The sequence below is a fragment of the Thermostichus sp. MS-CIW-25 genome (genome assembly GCF_054060015.1).
In genome coordinates this window covers 1-2,120 of the sequence record NZ_JBSSCS010000079.1, presented here as the reverse complement: position 1 = coordinate 2,120, position 2,120 = coordinate 1, and the positions used below count along the sequence as shown (strand labels likewise).

The window sequence follows — 2,120 nt, the reverse complement described above, 5'->3', positions numbered from 1 at the left end:
TCCGCTCAATCCTATCGCAAGGGTAAGCAGTTCAAATGCGGGCACTGCGGTTGGGAAGGGGATGCGGATTTTAACGGTGCGAAGGTGATTGCGCTTTTGGGGGCTGCCGTAAACCAGCCTAGAGGTTCGTGGTTGGCTTGCCAACTGCAGGGCTGCCTTAAGCCCGCCCTGTACTACGAAGCAGTCAGGGTCGGGTAGTTTACAAGACCTCCCCTTTTGGAAAGAGGCTGGGGGTGAGGGGCATAGCTGACCCCTATCCCGGCAAGACTTGTTGCTGCCAGAGGGCCTCCAGTTGCACCGTGTATTCGGAGTTCACGATGGGCACTGCCCCAGCAATGGCCTCTTGAATGGGGATCCCGGCGGCAGCCTCCAGTTGGGCAAAAGCTGTTTGGTAGTCGGCAGACAACCGGCTGACATCGATGAGCGGCAGATCCCCCCAAACCTCCGGCTTGAACTTTTCCAATTGCCCCTCCGGGCTGGCCAAAACCTCCGCCAAGACCATCGCCCCCCAAGGATTGGCCGCATTGATGGGAATGGCCGTGAACGAGGGATCGATCAAGCTGGTGCCCGGGATCCCATAGGGGGTGGTGCTGGGAGGAAATTGGCCGTTGCCCTTGCGCAAGATCACCTGATCGATAAAGGTGGGGATGAGCCACACTTCGCCATTGGCAAAGAGCTCCGCCAGGCGGGCAAAGGTGGGCGGGTAGGTTTGGCCCCGCCTCCACAAGAAGGGATCCAGCTTTCTCAGGTATTCCACCAGGGCAGGGGATTGTCGCGCCCAGAGATCGGCATCGAAGTCCGGCCCGCTGTACTGGGCATAGCCCCCGGTCACGCCGTAGAAGGCGCTCAACAAAAAGCGGCTGCCATGAAAATCCGGCGGGGCCACGTAGGTAAATCGCCCTGGGTTGGCCTCTGCCCAAGCCAACAGTTCGGCGTGGCTCTGGGGGGGATTGGGTACCCGCTCGGCATCATAGGCCATTAAAAAGTAGTTGCCGGTGTAGGGTGCAGAATAGCCCTCGGTGGGCAGGCCAAAATCCGTTGCAATATCGGCGGGATCGTAGAAGGGCAAGCTGGGCAATTTCTCAGCAAAAGGGCCGAAGAGCAAATTCCCCTGCTTGAGGGTGCGGAAGTTGTTGCCATTGATCCAGATGAGATCGATGCTGCCGCCGCTGAGCAGCCCGGCCTGTACCTCCCCAATCACCTTGTTGACTGCTTCAACGGTATCCGTGAGCGGGATCCGGTTCAAGCGAATGCCATAACGCTCCTGCAACTGGCTTCTCACCCAGCCATCCACAAAGCCGTTGATGGCCTCGCTGCCGCTCCACATGGCCCAGTTGACAGAGCTGCCCCGCGCCCGCTCCAGAATGTCTGCCCAGCTCAGGGATCCCAGATCTACCGTGCTCTGGGGAGCATTCTGGGCCAACGGAGAGCCTTGACTCAACACCCAAGCCCCCAGGGATCCCAGACCGGCCAACACCTGCCGTCGCTTCCAGAAAACGCTTTTGGGTTGCATAGCCTTGCCTCCACCCCCATCCAACTTTCAGGTTCCAGATTCAACTTAAACTGATACATTTACGCTGAACACTGCTGAGCATTACTGCTCAACGGTGCAGCGATAGCATTCTGTCCGTTTCCGAACAGAAAGGCGGTATCCCGCAAAGCCCTGAGCATAACACCCAGAGCGCCTTGCCAATCTCGTGGTAGCCTATGGTTGCACTTGGGGCATCTGAACACCTTTGCACCACCCAACTTAGTGTGGATGTGCCCGCACTTGGTACAGGTTTTGCTGGTGTACGCTTCCGATACTTCCACGACGACCACGTTTTTCTTTTTGGCTTGAAACTTCAGGAACTGCTTGAACCGATAGTGCGCCCAGGTGAGCATCGCCCTTGCTGTCTTGCTACCAAACTTCCTCCCCGCCTTGGCAACCATCTTGGCTGACTCGAAAGTGGGGAGAAATATCAATCGGTAGTTATCCGTTAGGAACGCCGCTACCTTGCGATGGCACTCGTCCACCAAGTTCCCGATTCTCTCCCGCAGACGAAACGCCGCTTGCCGCATTCGCCTACGCTTGGGTCTCGGTGCTTTACTCAGCCTGGACTGCAGATCGTCTAGGTGGT

General features: G+C 57.7%; 2 protein-coding genes and 1 pseudogene. 1 reads left to right on the top strand and 2 read right to left on the bottom strand.

Annotated features, from left to right (window positions below):
• Positions 1-198: pseudogene (locus ACVWZ1_RS14325) on the top strand (RNA-guided endonuclease TnpB family protein); the annotation flags it as partial.
• A 55-nt stretch (positions 199-253) separates the two neighbouring features.
• Here the strand turns inward: ACVWZ1_RS14325 and ACVWZ1_RS14320 are convergent.
• Entirely contained in the window at positions 254-1,513 is a 1,260-nt protein-coding gene (locus tag ACVWZ1_RS14320; protein WP_457503742.1) for an ABC transporter substrate-binding protein, read from the bottom strand.
• Positions 1,514-1,572: 59 nt separating this feature from the next.
• A partial coding sequence (locus tag ACVWZ1_RS14315) for a zinc ribbon domain-containing protein (protein WP_457503741.1) occupies positions 1,573-2,120 on the bottom strand: 548 nt, incomplete at its 5' end.

Bases quoted from the DNA above. Each gene is read 5' to 3' on its own strand.
- ACVWZ1_RS14320 (WP_457503742.1), bottom strand. From the start codon at position 1,513: ATGCAACCCAAAAGCGTTTTCTGGAAGCGACGGCAGGTGTTGGCCGGT.